Annotated in this window: 14 protein-coding genes; 8 read left to right on the forward strand and 6 right to left on the reverse strand. The window is 71.1% G+C overall.

What is annotated here, in order from left to right:
* Positions 1 to 6: 6 nt before the first annotated feature.
* Entirely contained in the window at positions 7 to 759 is a 753-nt protein-coding gene (locus K7396_RS12940) for a GntR family transcriptional regulator (RefSeq protein ID WP_152104556.1), read from the reverse strand.
* A gap of 332 nt (positions 760 to 1,091) precedes the next feature.
* On the opposite strand from K7396_RS12940, the gene K7396_RS12945 reads away from it, so the two are divergent.
* The gene (locus K7396_RS12945; protein WP_086721650.1) at positions 1,092 to 1,838 is read left to right on the forward strand and encodes a PIG-L deacetylase family protein; all 747 of its coding nucleotides are present in this window, start codon (positions 1,092 to 1,094) and stop codon (positions 1,836 to 1,838) included.
* Positions 1,839 to 2,008: 170 nt separating this feature from the next.
* Here the strand turns inward: K7396_RS12945 and K7396_RS12950 are convergent, their stop codons facing one another.
* Positions 2,009 to 3,058 (reverse strand): class I SAM-dependent methyltransferase, encoded by a 1,050-nt coding sequence (locus K7396_RS12950; RefSeq protein ID WP_170314277.1) that lies wholly within the window; start codon positions 3,056 to 3,058, stop codon positions 2,009 to 2,011.
* A 508-nt stretch (positions 3,059 to 3,566) separates the two neighbouring features.
* Between K7396_RS12950 and K7396_RS12955 the strand changes: the two genes are divergently transcribed.
* Both K7396_RS12955 and K7396_RS12960 read left to right on the forward strand, forming a co-directional pair.
* Positions 3,567 to 4,307, forward strand: coding sequence for a carbonic anhydrase (locus K7396_RS12955; RefSeq protein ID WP_174886905.1), 741 nt, complete (start codon positions 3,567 to 3,569; stop codon positions 4,305 to 4,307).
* A 73-nt stretch (positions 4,308 to 4,380) separates the two neighbouring features.
* Positions 4,381 to 4,962, forward strand: coding sequence for a Uma2 family endonuclease (locus K7396_RS12960; protein ID WP_086718721.1), 582 nt, complete (start codon positions 4,381 to 4,383; stop codon positions 4,960 to 4,962).
* 173 nt (positions 4,963 to 5,135) lie between these two features.
* Here K7396_RS12960 and K7396_RS12965 read toward each other — a convergent pair whose 3' ends face one another.
* Positions 5,136 to 6,554 (reverse strand): ATP-binding protein, encoded by a 1,419-nt coding sequence (locus K7396_RS12965; protein WP_086718733.1) that lies wholly within the window; start codon positions 6,552 to 6,554, stop codon positions 5,136 to 5,138.
* Positions 6,555 to 6,955: 401 nt separating this feature from the next.
* Between K7396_RS12965 and K7396_RS12970 the strand changes: the two genes are divergently transcribed.
* The 4 genes from K7396_RS12970 (at position 6,956) to K7396_RS12985 (ending at position 11,306) form a co-directional block, all read left to right on the forward strand.
* A complete protein-coding gene (locus K7396_RS12970) occupies positions 6,956 to 7,534 on the forward strand; it encodes a helix-turn-helix domain-containing protein (RefSeq protein ID WP_223660387.1) in 579 nt (192 codons plus the stop codon).
* Complete coding sequence (locus K7396_RS12975; protein WP_223660388.1) at positions 7,431 to 8,207, forward strand: DNA-binding protein; 777 nt, start codon at positions 7,431 to 7,433, stop codon at positions 8,205 to 8,207. The genes K7396_RS12970 and K7396_RS12975 overlap by 104 nt, the downstream gene beginning before the upstream one ends.
* Positions 8,208 to 8,529: 322 nt before the next feature.
* Positions 8,530 to 9,324 (forward strand): toll/interleukin-1 receptor domain-containing protein, encoded by a 795-nt coding sequence (locus K7396_RS12980; RefSeq protein ID WP_086718722.1) that lies wholly within the window; start codon positions 8,530 to 8,532, stop codon positions 9,322 to 9,324.
* Entirely contained in the window at positions 9,321 to 11,306 is a 1,986-nt protein-coding gene (locus K7396_RS12985; protein ID WP_086718723.1) for a hypothetical protein, read from the forward strand. The genes K7396_RS12980 and K7396_RS12985 overlap by 4 nt, the downstream gene beginning before the upstream one ends.
* Positions 11,307 to 11,470: 164 nt before the next feature.
* Here K7396_RS12985 and K7396_RS12990 read toward each other — a convergent pair whose 3' ends face one another.
* The gene (locus K7396_RS12990; protein WP_223659908.1) at positions 11,471 to 12,085 is read right to left on the reverse strand and encodes a hypothetical protein; all 615 of its coding nucleotides are present in this window, start codon (positions 12,083 to 12,085) and stop codon (positions 11,471 to 11,473) included.
* A gap of 106 nt (positions 12,086 to 12,191) precedes the next feature.
* Between K7396_RS12990 and K7396_RS12995 the strand changes: the two genes are divergently transcribed.
* Complete coding sequence (locus K7396_RS12995; protein WP_223659910.1) at positions 12,192 to 12,659, forward strand: hypothetical protein; 468 nt, start codon at positions 12,192 to 12,194, stop codon at positions 12,657 to 12,659.
* Between the two features lie 469 nt (positions 12,660 to 13,128).
* Here K7396_RS12995 and K7396_RS13000 read toward each other — a convergent pair whose 3' ends face one another.
* The gene (locus K7396_RS13000) at positions 13,129 to 14,079 is read right to left on the reverse strand and encodes an SUKH-3 domain-containing protein (RefSeq protein ID WP_086718724.1); all 951 of its coding nucleotides are present in this window, start codon (positions 14,077 to 14,079) and stop codon (positions 13,129 to 13,131) included.
* Positions 14,072 to 14,416, reverse strand: a complete 345-nt coding sequence (locus K7396_RS13005) for a YwqJ-related putative deaminase (RefSeq protein ID WP_223659912.1) — start codon at positions 14,414 to 14,416, stop codon at positions 14,072 to 14,074. The genes K7396_RS13000 and K7396_RS13005 overlap by 8 nt, the downstream gene beginning before the upstream one ends.
* Between the last annotated feature and the right edge of the window lie 37 nt (positions 14,417 to 14,453).

Consider the following 14,453-nt stretch of genomic DNA (forward strand, 5'->3'; position numbering starts at 1 on the left):
CCCCGGCTACTTCACCGGCAGGTGATAGGCGACGCGGTAGCGGTCGGCGAGGGTGACGACATCGGCCGTCTCGACCGGCCGGCCGCCCGCGTAATACGTCCGCGAGACGACCAGCACCGCGTGCCCCGGCACCCCGCCCAGCGTCATGGCCTCCTCCGCCAGCGCGGGCCGGGCCCCGACCTCCTCGACGACGTTGTCCACCACCACGTCGATGGCCGCCATCCGCTCGACCACCCCGCGCCCGGCCAGCGGCCCCTCCTCCGGCAGCATCACGGGCGTCCGCCCGGTCACCTCCAGGGGCTCCCAGGAGGTGGAGAGCATCGACGGCTCCCCCTCCGCCCGGAAGACGTAGCGCGTCCGCATCACCTTGGCGTCCTGCGAGATGCGCAGCCGCGCCGCGATCGGCGCCGCGGCCGGCTCCTGCTCGCTGTGCGACTCCCAGGTGCCCCGCACCCGCTCGTCGGTCTGCTCCTGCCGGAACGGCGTACAGCCGCCCGCGGAGTGGAAGCCGACACGGGCGATCCGGCGCGGAACCGGCTGCTCGCGGACGTAGGTGCCCGACCCCGAGCGGCCCTCGACGAGCCCCTCGGCCATCAGGACCTTGCGCGCCTCCAGGGCGACGGTGTCCGAGACGCCGTACTCCTCGCGGATGCGCGCCTGGGAGGGAAGGCGGGTGTGGGGTGGCAGCACCCCGTCGACGATCTTCTGACGCAGGTCGCCGGCGACGCGGAGGTACGCGGGCTGCTCACCGAAAGGCACGTGCCCCTCCCAACAGCTTGACAGTCAGCAACAGCGTGGCAACCGCGTGTCGCCGACCGCAAGCTTGGGCCAGGTATTCACCTGATGTGATGAAACCCAGCTCAGCCGGTGTAAACGACCGAGGACGGGGACGGCGGGCGCCGGCACCCCCACCCCGCGCCACCCCACCCCTTCCTTCCACCCGGTAGCCGCCGCCCATGCATGTCACGATCGGAAAGGGAGCACGATCCGAGCCGGGCCCGCGCGGACGGGGACACGGCAGGAGGAGGTCGGCACGCACCCCGGCACACGGAACGCGGGACGCGGTATCAGGACCGGAAGGAAGGGATCCCATGCCCGCCGATCGCCACCTCACCCCCATGCCCGGCAACTGGCAGCGGGCACTCGCCATCGTGGCGCACCCCGACGACCTCGAATACGGCGCCGCGGCCGCCATCGCCGAATGGACCGCGGCGGGACGCGAGGTCAGCTACCTCCTGGTCACCCGCGGCGAGGCCGGCATCGACGGGCTCGCCCCCGGCCGCGCCGCCACGGTCCGCGAGGCCGAGCAGCGGGCCGGCGCCGCGCTGGTCGGCGTCCACACCGTCGAGTTCCTCGACCACCACGACGGCGTCATCGAGCCCGGCCCGGCGCTGCGCCGCGACCTGTCGGCGGCCATCCGCCGCCACCGCCCCGAGCTGCTGCTCACCCTCAACCACCACGACACCTGGGACGGCGGCCACTGGAACAGCCCGGACCACCGGGTCGTCGGCCGCGCCGTCCTGGACGCGGCGGGCGACGCCGGCAACCGCTGGATCTTCCCCGAGCTGGCCGGCGCGAAGGGCCTGGCGCCCTGGAACGGCGTCCGCTGGGTGGCCGTGGCCGGCTCCCCGCACCCCACGCACGCCGCCGAGGTCGGCCCCGGCATCGACCGCGCGGTCGCCTCCCTGGCGGCCCACGCCGCGTACATCACCGGGCTGCGCGGCGCCGACCAGGACCCGCGCGCCTACGCCCGCGGCTTCATCGAGCAGATGCTGCGCAGCGGCGGCGAACGCTACCGCGGCCACCCGGCCACGCTTTTTCAGCTTTTTCCTCGGTAGGGGTGCCGGTGGGGGTGCCTGGTAGGAGGTGCCGGTGGGGGCCGGCAGGAGGTGCCCGGTAGGCGGTGCCGGCCGGGGTGCCGTCAGGGCCGGCGGAAGAGCCGGCCGCCCCTCCCCCGCCCCCATCGCTCCCCCTCACTCCCTCGTCCCCCTCACTCCCTCGTCCCCCCTCACTCCCCCGTTCCCCCTCGCTCCCGCCCGCTTCCGTCCTTCCGCGCGACGTAGTAGACGTTCAGGATGTCGCCCGGCACCTCCCGGGTCACCACGTCGCCGAACCCCGCCTCCCGGAGCATCCGCAGCGCGGTCTGCCGCCCCCAGGCCGTGCCCAGCCCCGCGCCGCCCTCGGCGAGGGAGACGGTCATGCAGTAGAAGACCGACAGCGCGTAGAGGGTGGGCCCCAGGGGATGGCCAATGTTCTCGGACAGCTCACTGGAGGCCGCGATGTCGCCCATCAGGAAGACGCCGTCGTCCCGCAGCGCACCGGCGACGGCGGCCAGGGTGCGCGCCGGCCGGGCCAGGTCGTGGATCACGTCGAAGGCCGTGATCAGGTCGTAGGAGCCGGTGAGTTCGGCCGTGTCGGCCACCTCGAAGCGGGCGTTGGCCAGCCCCCACCGCGCGGCCTCCGCACGCGCCGCGGCGATGCCCGCGCCGGAGATGTCCGCGCCCACGAAGCGGCTCCCGGGGAAGGCACGCGCCAGCAGGTTGACGGCGTGCCCCCGCCCGGTGCCGATGTCCAAGGCGTCGATCCCGGACCGCAGCCGGCCGGTGAGCCCCGGCACCAGCGGCACGATCGTGCCGGTCAGCGCGGCGTCGTACACCCGCGCCGTCTCCTCGGCCTGCACGTCCTGGAAGTGCGGAAACGCGGAGTACGGCACCCCGCCGCCGTCCCGGAACGCCGCGAGGACCTCGTCCTCGACGTCGCCCATCATCGCCAAGTACTGCATGAACGCCGCCACGTTGTCCGGCCCCGCGGCCCGCGACAGCACGGCCGCGTGCTCGGGCGGCAGCCGGTAGCACCCGTCCTCGGGCGTGTACGCGACGACGCCCCCGACCGTCATCCCGCCCAGCCACTCCCGCACATAGCGCTCGTCCAGCCCGGCCTCCCCGGCGATCCGCGCACTGCTCGCGGCCGGCAGCCCCGCCATCACGTCGAACAGCCCCGCACGGTGGCCGACACTGCACAGATGCCCCAGACATGCGTCGTTCAGCACCTGGAGCATCCGCCCGGTGAAGTCCTCCTGCGGCGCAGGGTCCGGCTGAGCCGGGCCTTGCCGCTCCGGGGCCGGCCGCGTCGAGTCCTGCCGCTCCGATGCCGGCTGCGCAGAGTCCCGCCGTACCGGGGCCGACCGCGCCGAGTCCTGCCGCGCCGGGGTCCGCTCGCTCATCGCCGCCACCTCCTGACGCCGGAGTACGGTGCGCGAGACCGCCGAGGCGGTGGAGCGGGCCCCTCCCGTGCCACCCCCTCGACCACACCACCACCCCTTAGCGCAATTAGCGCAATTCGCCCCCTTTTGCCTCATCTCGATGCTACGCGGCGCCCCCGGAGTCTTCAGCGCCCACGCCACCGTCCCGTCCCGCCCCACCCCTATGGGCCGTCGGTGGCAAAGCGGCTCGCTCCCGCTTGCGCCTGCCACAGCCCGCCGCCCCCGCGCCGCACAATCGCCCCGGTCACCACGTACGGAAGCACGGAAGCACGGAAGCATCTCGGCGGACAGAGGAGAACGGCCCATGGACGCAGCGGGACATCCGGATCGCAGAGCGGTGCTCGCCGGCGGCGTCGCGGCAGCCGCCACGCTGGCGGGCTGCGCCTCGACCAGCGCCGCCCCGGTGGCGGACCAGGCATCGCCCTCCCCCTCGCGGCGGCCGACCACGCCCGCCGCGGCGTTCGAGCGGCTGATGGACGGCAACGCCCGCTGGGTGAGCGGCGATCTCCAGCACCCCGACCGGGACCCGAGCCGACGCGAGTTCGTGGCCCAGAAGCAGGTGCCCTTCGGCTCGGTCCTCTCCTGCATCGACTCCCGGGTACCGCCCGAACTGCTCTTCGACACCGGCCTGGGCGACCTCTACGTGATGCGCACCGGCGGGGAGGCGATCGGCCCGGTCGTCACCGGCTCCGTGGAGTACGGCCCCATGACGAGCGGCACCCCCCTCATCGTGGTCCTCGGACACCAGCGCGGCGGCGCCGTCGAGGCGTCCTACAAGTCCCTGCGCGACGGCAAGCCCCTGCCCGGCAACCTGGAGGCGATCGCCAGGGCCCTGCGGCCGGCGTACGAGCAGACGGTCCGCGAGGGCGGCGGCAACGACCCCGTCGACACCATGGCCCGCACCCAGGTCAAACTGACCGCAGCCGCCCTCCGCACCAACGGCGACCTGGCCCCCCTCGTCGCCAAGGGCCGCCTCGCCGTGGTGGGCGCCTACTACTCCCTGGACAGCGGCAAGGTCGAGGTACTGGCGGGAGCCCCGTCCTGACGGGGTGAACCGGCCCCACTCCGCCATCGACGATCTCGTAGCTCCAGCCCCGCCGCCTCACTACGGTTGCGCCATGACGGCACTGCCCGACTGGATGCGCCCGCCACGCCCGGAAGGCTGGTTCGCGGAGGACCTGGACCGCCTCCCCGAGGCACCCCGCCACACCGAGCTCATCGACGGAGCGCTCGTCTTCATGATGTTGCCGCAGCGGTCGTGGCACGGCCGCCTCGTCACCTCTCTCACCGTGGCCCTCATGGACCAGGCACCCGACGGCATCGAGGTCGAGCGGGAGATGGCCATCCGCCTCGACGCCCGCAACCGCCCGGAGCCCGACCTCCTGCTGGCCACAGCCCCCTACGACGGTGACCGCACCTGGTTCGCCCCGGAGGACGTCCTCCTCGTCATCGAGGTCGTCTCACCCGAGTCCGCCCACCGCGACCGGACCGTCAAGCTCCGCAAGTACGCCGAGGCCGGCATCTCCCACTACTGGTGCATCGAGGACGAAGACTCCGCCCCCACCGTGCACGCCTACGAACTCGACCGCCCAACCGGCTCCTACGCCCCCGCAGGCATCTTCCGCCACGCCCTCAAACGCTCCCTCCCCTTCGAAATCAGCCTCGACCTGGACACGCTGACACCGGGCGGCTCGGGCTGAGGCCACAGTCCGGGGCGGCGGCAGGTCGGCGAGGGAACACAAGAAGGGCCGGCCTTCGCGCGGTCGGCCCCTTTGCTCCTACCGGTCACAGGCCGAGGTCCGAGGGACGTCTCCGCAACGTCTACGGCCTGATCGCGCTCACCAACTCCCGCCCCTCGCCTGCTGTCCGCCACTCACAGCGGCCAAGCGGTCAGCAAATCGCGCGGGCCGTAGACGGCATCGAGCCCCGGACAGTCGACTCCACTGCGCGAGACCGCCACGACGGGGACAGGCTCATCGGTGAGGGCGGCCCGGTGCCGATGGAGAGCTGCCAGGTCGTGCCGGTCGAATGACGACTGCTCCAGCCACTTGATGGAGCCGACGAAGATCAGCTTTTTGGCAACAGGGGCCCTGTCCGCTCCGACGATGTCGATCTCGACGTCGTTGGTACGGGTCCAGTAGCCGCCCACTACGGGGGCCGCGGGCAGCCGGTCGTCGGGCAGTACCCGTGCCAGGGCGTCACGAACCAGGGGCTCGACGGCCCGGCCGCGCCAACTGGTCCAATTCTCCCGGATCCGCGCCAACGTCAGATCGCCCCGCCCCCGCTCGATCTCCTCCATGGACGGGCCGAGCAGATGCAACCAAAACCGCAGGTAGGGATCTGTCACCCGGTAGCGGCGGTCCTTCGACGGACGCAGCGATACGGGCAGCTCCGCAGCAACGATCCGCTTGTCCGTAAGCAGCTCCAGCGCTCGCTGCAGCGGCGTGGCACCGATCCCGCCGGCCGCACGAGCGATGTTGGTGAAGGTCCGCTCACCACTTCCGATAGCCGCCAGCACCGTACGCGCCTGAGCCTGCGGGGGAAATTCGGCAGCGAGTGAACGCTCGGCCGACACCAGCAGGGCCGAGACCGGGTCGCTCAGCGCCTCGCCGAGGAAGTCCCACAGCCCTGCGCCTCGCGGCCACTCCGCACAGATCAGCGGCAGCCCGCCGGTGACCAGCGCGGCATCGAAGGCTTCCGCCGGATCCAGCCCGAGCATCCGCCCGACCTCGGCGGGGTTCAGCGGCCCCAGCACCATCTCCCGGCCGCGCTGATGGAAGGGGCGCCCGTAGCTGTTCAGAGCCTCCATCATCGAGAGATCGGAGCCGATGAGGACCAAGAGCACCGGCTTGGTCTCCAGCACCCGGTCCCAGGCCCTTTGCAGCATCCCCTCAAAGGCACCATCGGCATCCATCAGGTACGGCACCTCATCGATGACCAGCACGCTCGCCCGGTCGGCGGGCAGCGCCGCAGCCAGGACGTCGAGCGCGGCGTCCCAGCTCTCCGGCCGAGCGGCGGCCACGAGCTGCGCAAGCGGCAGTGTCGATGCCTGGGCGTCTCGCGCCAGCCGTGCCAGATCGTCCCTGGGGGACGCGCCAGTCGCCGCGTAGAACAGGAACGGGGCTCCGGAGCGCTCCGCAAACCGCTCGACCAGTCGCGACTTGCCCACCCGGCGCCGCCCACGCAGCATCACGCACCGACCGGGCCGCTCCCCGCCGATCCCGGCGGCCACCTTTGCCAGCTCTCGCTCCAACGTCGCCAGCTCCTGGCGACGGCCCACGAAGTCCGCCACGTCCACCGACCTCCACGCATGACACTAACGGCAATGTTACTAACATAGACGTTAGTCACCCCCCGCCGTCACTCACGAGCGCGAACCGTGGATCTGTGCCGCGAGAACAGAGCCGCAGTCCTCGCCGTTCTCGATCGCTTTGCCCCGATCACGATCGTCTCCGCTCACGGCAAGGAACGGACGGACTCAACGGAGAGCGGAAGAGGCAACGGGCAACCCCGTCGAACCCCGATTCTTGAGGCACGTCTCGTGCCAGACTCATTCCCGGATGCGAAGCGAAACGACTCCGTCACGATAAGTGTTCACCGCCGACGGTCTTCGCGTCGGCCAGTGAACGTCGAACGAAAGTTCCCCGTGGGGGCGCACAGCTGTCACGGTCGCTGTTCAAGGGGAGGTTAATGATGAGTACAACTTTGCGTTTCGGCCCGGAACTTCGCCGTCTGCGACAGGAAACGGGTCTTACTCTGACCGAGTTATCCATGGCGCTCAACTACGACAAGGGGCACCTCAGCAAGGTCGAGCGCGGGGAGCGTGCCGCGTCCCCCGATCTGGCCCGGCGGTGCGACGCCTTCCTCGGCGCGAACGGCGAGCTGCAGCGCCTGGCCATCCGCCCCGAGACCGACTCGGACACCACCGACCCCCCGGCCGCCCCGAGCCTCCTGCTCGTCGGACGTCGGACGTCGGGCGGTCCTCGCGGCGGGTACGGGTTCGCTGATCGGCCTCGGCCTGAAACTCGGCGGTCGGGCGCCCTCTGCCGCCGATCCCCTCCTTCCCTCCTTCCGGATGCAATTCGACCAGCTGCGACAGCTCGGCCAGTCCACCGCGCCGAAGCTCCTGCTTCCCCTGCTGGAGACGCAAACGCGCACCGTCGCCGGGCTGGCCGCCGACACCCCGTCCGCCACTCGGGCCCCCGCGCTCCTGCTCGCGTCGCGGTTCGCGGAGTTCACCGGCTGGATGGCCCAGGAGGCCGGGGACAGTGATGCGGCACTCCGCTGGACCGGTGAGGCCGCCGAACTGGCGCGCGTCGGGGGCGATCCGTACCTCGGTTCCTACGCGCTCGTGCGACGCGCCCTGGTCACGCTCTACGGCGGGGACGCCGCAAGCACCGTCGCGCTGGCCCGCCGGGCCCAGAGCGACGAACTCCCGCCGCGCATCCGGGGACTCGCGGCTCAGCGGGAGGCGCAGGGGCACGCGCTCGTCGGCGACGAACGCGACTGCCTCCGCAGCCTCGACAGAGCGCGGGAGTTGCTCGACAGCGACGACGCCCGCAGCGGCACCGAGCCCGTGATCGGCACCACCCACGTGAGCGATCCGGCAGCGATGACGACCGGCTGGTGCCTGCACGACCTCGGTCGCCCCAAGGCCGCCGCCGAGGCCCTCGACCAGGAGTGCCGCCGCCTCCCGCCGCACGCGCTGCGCACCCGGGCCCGGTACGGCTTCCGCAGGTCATTGGCCCACGCCGCCTCGGGAGAGGTCGAGCACGCGTGCACCATCGCCGGGGAACTCCTGGCAATGATGCCGGCCGTGCCCTCGGCGACGGTGAACAGCGACGTCCGGCGTCTCGCACGGGAACTCTCCCGGTTCCGGAGCAGCCGGGCCGTACGCGATCTGCAGCCGGCGCTGGCAGGGGTACTCGCCCCCGCGCACGACTGAGACCGGCTCCACGACCGGCACCGGCTCGAGCCGCCCGGCTCGCCGGACCACCCGGCCCCTCCGGATCCCACGATCCCGGCGGAACCCTCTGATCCCCGTCCGATGCATCGCGCCGCGCCCCGGCTTCACCGGGCTGCCCGCGACAGGTGACGCGCCGGGCGGCGCACCTCCATCCGTACGCCCTCCCGTGGCCGCGGCATGCCGTCACACGGTCGGGACCTCATGGCCCACGCGGACCGGGGCCCCGGAACCCAGCCCCACGGCCCCCGCGCTCGTGCCCGTTCACCCCGTCTTCCGTCTTCGTCTCACGAAGGGAACCTTCATGCCCGACGTCTTCGTCAACTACCGCACAGGCGACGAGGAATCCGCCGCGACCATGATCGCTCGGGAGCTCTCCCGACGGTTCGGCGCCGAGCGGATCTTCTTCGCCAGCAACTCGATCGAACTCGGACACCGCTTCCCGGTGGAGCTGGTCAGGGCGGTGGAGGAGTGCGAGGCGCTCCTCGCCGTGATCGGCCCGCGCTGGGCGGAGGTGCAGGGGGCCGATGGCCGCCCCGCCCTCGAAGCCGAGCAGGACTGGACCCGGCGTGAGATCCAGAGCGCACTCGACCGCGGGGTCCTGGTGATCCCCGTGCTCGTCGGAAAGGCCACGCGGATCGACCGCGCCGTCCTCCCGAACGACCTGCGGGAGCTGGCGGACTGCCAGTACCGGCGGTTCGACCACCGCAACGCCGAGTCGGACCTGACGGCGCTCGGCGACGCTCTCGCCCGGCTGCTGCCCGACCTGGGCGCGGTGGACCGCGACGTCCTAGCGGCGCGGGACCGGGCGGAGGCGAAGTCCCGCAAGAAGTCGGGCCAGGATGCCGGGCACACCAGGATGCGGACGCGCGACGTCGAACAGCGCGTGCGCGGTGGCATCGGAAACCTCAACGGAGACCTGTCCGGCACCTTCGTCAACGAGCCGCAGGGGCCCGTGAACACCGGTCGGGGCCATCAGTACAACGCACCTCACTTCGAGGGCGACAACACCGGGCTCCAGTTCACGGCGGGCGACAACAGCGGTACGGTCCACCAGCGCTTCGAGCGCGAGCGCCGGCACGCGGACGACGGACGATGACCGAGCAGGACCGCGTCACCGTCAACGATCCGCGCGGCCCGGTGAACAACAGCGAGGGGCACCAGTACGTCTTCTACGGCGTCGGCGCTGACTGGATGATCCGCAAAGGGGTCGAGTCCCTCCGGATCACCCGCGAGGACCGGGTGCGCCTGGCCGACCGGTTCGTTCCGCCGGTGGGCTACCGCGTTGCCGCCGACCGTCTGGAGAAGCCCGGATCAGTAGTGCTGCTGGAGGCTCCGCCCGGCAGCGGTCGCCGCGCCGCGGCGGTCATGCTGCTGCACGAGCTCGGTGAGGATGAGGGCGACGACGAGGGGGACCGGTTCGAGGAGCTTCCCGCCACGGGCACGGACGAAGTCCCTCTCGCCCCCGGGGAGGGGGACCGCTTCCTCCTCGACCTCTCCGGGATCACCGACGAGGCGGAGTACGCCGAGGCCCAGCACCCCCTGGCCGTGCTCCGGTCACAGGTCCAGGAGGCGGGGGCCTACATGGCCGTCGTCCTGCCCTCCGGCATGGAGCACGCCCACGCGCCGGACCTCGAACCGCACACGGTGACGCTGGGGCGCCCCAGGGGCATCGCCGTCGTCACCCGGTACCTCCGCATGGACCGGATGGCCTTCCGCCCGGCGGATCTGGGGAGTCCCAGCCTCCAGCGCCTGTGCGCCGGCTCCCCCATGCGGGAACTGGCGCGGCTCGCGGGGCTGGTGAGGGCCGCTCGCGACAGCGGCCGGTTCGGCACCTGCTTCGCGGGATGGCTCGACCAGGCGATGCACGCGGTGACCGACCGGGCCGGTGAGGTGGGCCGGCAGGTGGCCACGGTCCGCACCACACCCGAGCGAGCCCTGCTGCTCGCGACAGCGATGTTCGAGGAGGTCCGCGCCGACACCGTCTACGAGGCATGGCACGGCCTGATGAGGACGGTGAGGCACGAGGAGGAGGCGACGACCGAGCTTGCGCGGACGGATTTCAGGGAGCGGTTGGCGGCCCTTGAGATCGAGCGGGACCCGGACGGACGGCTCCGCTTCGAGCGACTGGCCTACGCCGACGCGGTACGGAGGTACTTCTGGGCGAACTTCCCCGGGGTGCGCGACGACCTCAGGGACTGGATCGGCCGTGCCGCCGGGCTCCGCGGCCTCACCACGGACGACCGGGTGAACGTCGCCATCCGCTTCGGCGAGCGGTCCCTGGCCGTCGGGCGGCCCGACCACCTCTTCGACGTTGTGGTCCGCTGGGCGGACAGCGCGACCGGCGCGTCCTGCGACTCGCGAGCCGTGGCGGCCCTCGAACTCGGCCTCGGCCACGAGAGGTTCGGGGGATGGTTCCGCAAGCGGGTGTACGAGTGCGTGAGGCCCGGCCCCTTGTCGGACGGCCTCGTCCGCGTCCTGACCGTCGCGTGCCGGCAGAGCCTCGGCGCGACACACCCGCATCAGGCGATGGTGCGGCTCCACTACCTCGCCGTACGGAAGGGAGGGGCGGCGAGCGAAGCCCGGGAGGCCCTTCTCGACCTCGGCGGTCGCGACCGTCGGCTCTACCGACTGCTGATCGACCGCCTGCGGTACCGGGTGCATCGGGAGCCTCGCGGGGCGGAGCCCCATCTCGGGCTGCTCGCTGAGCTGTTGAAGAGCGAGCGGGCACCGGATCAGCCCCCGTGGCCGGACCTGTTCCTGGGCTGGGAGACGGTTTTCTCCCAGCCGCCGACGGAGCTCTGGAAACCGCTGGTGAGCAGTTGGCTGACGGCCGCGGCGGTCGACAGCACGCGGGAGATGGCGCTGGGCGTGATGGTCGGTGCGACGCGCGGCCGCGCAGCCGCTCTCCACCGCCTCTACGCCATCGCCTGCGACTGGGCGGGAACCACGAGCCGTCCCTCCCGGGCGGCGGCCGTCGCCGCCCTCTTCTGGCAGCACATCGACCACGCGCAATACGCCCGCACGGAGACCACGGGGCGTGCGGACGCCGGACCACGGACCACGGAAGAGGCACGATGAAACACCGCTTTCCCAGCCTGCTGTTCGTCGCTCTCTGCGGCCTCGCACCGGCTGCGCTCGGAAACCTCCTGAGCTGGTCGGCGTGGCTATGGGGCTTCATGTCCATGGTCACGGTCTCCGGCTCCCTGCTGCTCGTGATGACAGTCCTCAGCGGCGGCCGCGCGTCAGCCGACCCGTACGAGCCCGGAGAACCGGAGCCGCCCGCCACGCCGGCGGAGCCGCCGTACCAGGAGACGCGGGTGGTCGACGCGGCACTGCCGAGCGCGGCGGACGGCTACGACTTCCTCTTCTCCGCCACCGTGTGGTGGAGGCCGGCTCTCGACCGTGCCGAACCGTCCAGCGGCGCCTCCCCGGCCCTCGCCGTGTCCTCGATCGTCAGCCGGGCCCTGGAGGTCGTCCAGCGCGAAGAGCCCGGCCGGGCGAGCTTCGCGCGGCATCTCCTCGAAGGCGAGCTGGGTGTCCCGCTCCCGGACCTGAGCGGACGGGTGAAGGCCTTGGCGGCCGATGTGACGCTGGCCCTCGCCCCCGCCGACCGCGAGCGCCTGCGGAAGTTGAACGACCTCCGCAAGGACGAGGAGATCTGGGAGTACGAGCGTCAGCACGAGCGCAACAAGCGGCGCTACCTCGGAGACGACGTGCTCAAGAGCGCGGGCAGCGCGGTGGTGTGGTGGCTGGCCCGTCACGAGAACGAAATCGAGACGGCGGTCGACATGATCGGCCCGCTCGCCCGGATCGCGGCGGCGGCCAACGACGAAGAGGTGCCCGAGCTCTTCCGCCACCTGCTCGCCGCCCGTGAACGCGCGGAGCGAAACGACCGTCGGCGGTCCGCTGTGGGACGGTCACGGCCAGGGAGGAGGGGCGTTCGACCGCGAGGAGGAAGTAGGGGTGTCGGATCGGCTGCTGCTGTTGCTGACGGCGGTGGGCCTGAAGCCGGACATGGACGAGTACACGGTGTTCGTGCACCGTGTGGTGCGGAGCCTGGAAGCGGCCGGACTGGACGAGGCCGCCGAGGAGATCAGGCGAACCCTTCTCCCGGCGCCCGACGAATGCGGGGACGAGGGACCGGAGGGTGGCCCTTCGAGCGAGGGAGGCACCACCGGGCCCTGGTCGGCAGGCTTCCCCGACCCCGAGAGCTCGCCGTCCAGCAACGCGGCCGCGGCCCCGGATGCCGACGCAGATACGGGCAGGTTCAAGCCGGGGACGGCAGGGACCGGCACAGGCGAACAAGACCAAAGCCGGTGGGAGACAAGCGGAGACAACACGGCATCTCCGCACTTCTGGGAAACCTCGCACACCCCGCACCGGCCCACCGCACCTCGTACGAGGGACGAGGACTACGAGGACGGGAACTGACCCTATAGGCGGCCGGCTCTCCGAGGCTCCCCTCACCACACACCGTGGCCGGGGGAGCCCTTCCCTGCCCCGATGCCGATGGGGCAGCTATCCCAGCGCCACCCCAACACGGGAAAAGCCAGGGGCCCGGCCCCGAAGAGCCGTACCCTCTCTGACCTGCACATTCACCAAATCAGCCCTGTAGCGGTAGGTCACCCGCGACACATTGAACCGGAATGTCGGAGGCTCGGCTGTCACCTGCGGTGATCGTCCGATTCAGAATACGATCCAGCGTCGATCCAGCCCCCGGGCCGACCCACCACCGGCAGCGTTCGGAACTGGCCCCGCATCGTCCCCGCCTCATCAGGACGAGTTGGTCCGGGACGCGGAGCGGTCTGCATCACGGTCCGGCAGCGGGCGGGGGCTGAGCGAACAGCTACAGCGGCGGCGGGCAAAGGCCGGCCAGGGAGGAAACCCGGCTTTCCTCTCGCTATCGTCGTGACTCCGTGTACTTGTTGATCTCTTCCAGGGCTGCCGCCACGTTCCCTTGCTCGAAGGCGAGTCGACCGGCCGGTGCCGCCAATTCAAACCGCAGCACGCGAGGGTCACCGTTCGCCGTAATCAAGGCGCAGTCGACTCGCGGTGTCGCCGACTCAGCACTGGCACTGGCTTCGTCGATCCTGGCCTGTGGCGCTGCCAACGTGATGTCCAGTTCAAGGGCCTCGAAGCCTGCCGCCTGCAAGCGGGCACGCAGCTCCGTGATCACGCGCAGCGCGACGTCCTCCATGGCGCCGTCCCGAAGCGGGTATTCCAGATCAAGCGGCTCCCTACCGAACCCCATCTTCTCCCGCACATGCAGCCGGAGTATGTCCGTTCTCAGTACCGAGTGGCGATCCAGGATGAAGACCAGAACCATGGCCGTCTTCACAGCGTCGGCAACGGTGTCTTCCTCTGCCATGGGGGGCAGCAGCCATTCCTGCTTCTCCTCTGCCACACGTTCCGGCCGCTGCCCCTGAAGCAGAGCGGTGATGCCCTCCGCCGGTGAAACACCGAGGAGCCACGAGCCGCCGTGATCGACGGAGAAGAGACGAGCCTGCTCGTCGACGGCGAGCAGAGCATCGGAGTCGGTTCGACCGAAGGGAAACAGTTTGATGCCCAGCGCCTCACTCAACCCGGCAAGCGTGCTGTGGGTGTACCGGCCGAGACGGGGATCCACTGTGCATCCCGTGGCGGCCACCTGCAGCCCGGGCACCGTGGGCCGGAAAGTCAATCCGTGAAACTCGCGAACGCTCTGTTCTGCGGCCGGAAAGACCCCCCATCGCCCAGGACCGGACTGCGCGACCGTGCTTACGGTCTCCAATATCGCGAGCATCCCGTCGTTACCGGTATCCCTACCGGGTTGCCACCCTGCGGTGTGAAGCACGCACCTGTCATCAGTCACGGCCCATGATCCTCACGCCGAGTTCGTCGAGCAGCGCGGAGCACGAACGGCAGGGCAGCGTCGGTTGTCCATGCTCTGGATCACCGGGCTCACGGATGAGCCGCGAGAGGATTACGGCATTCGTGAAGTGTGGCGCTGCGGCTTCCAGCGTGACATGGCTCCCACCTGGCCGCTCCTCGTCCAAACGCCACAACTGGTCTGAGACAAGCGCCGATTCGGCACAGTACCCCATGAATGGTTCACGCAACTGCACGGGCAAAAAGCGCAGGAAGCGGTCGACCGCCGGATGCAGATTGGGTTCCCCGCTACCTGCAAGATTGGTCTGGCTGAGCACCATGTCATTGATGAGCAGTGATGACGCGACACCCGGGACT

The organism is Streptomyces angustmyceticus, from assembly GCF_019933235.1.
GTDB lineage: Bacteria > Actinomycetota > Actinomycetes > Streptomycetales > Streptomycetaceae > Streptomyces > Streptomyces angustmyceticus.